The following is a 247-nucleotide window of genomic DNA, read 5'->3' on the forward strand; positions in this document are numbered from 1 at the left end:
GCTCTTTCTGGTCCGATGCGCGCCGGCGGTTTTTCCGCAACCGCATGGCGGTGGTCGCGGTGGGGTTTCTGTGCTGCATTGCCCTGTTTGCCATCTTTGGCGGGTTATTCGCGCGCTACAGTATCGAGGAAATTGACTGGTCGTTGCTTGGCAAAGTCAACGAAGAAGGCGGGCCGAGCCTGTCCAATGGCCATTGGTTTGGGGTCGATGAGTTGGGCCGTGATCTTTATGCGCGGGTGGTTCAGGG

At 58.7% G+C, this 247-nt stretch carries 1 pseudogene; it reads left to right on the top strand.

The features are described 5' to 3' along the window. Positions 1-44: 44 nt before the first annotated feature. Positions 45-247: pseudogene (locus Q4528_RS15230) on the top strand (hypothetical protein); the annotation flags it as partial.

The sequence above is a fragment of the Staphylococcus pasteuri genome (genome assembly GCF_030547725.1).
Lineage (GTDB): Bacteria > Bacillota > Bacilli > Staphylococcales > Staphylococcaceae > Staphylococcus > Staphylococcus pasteuri.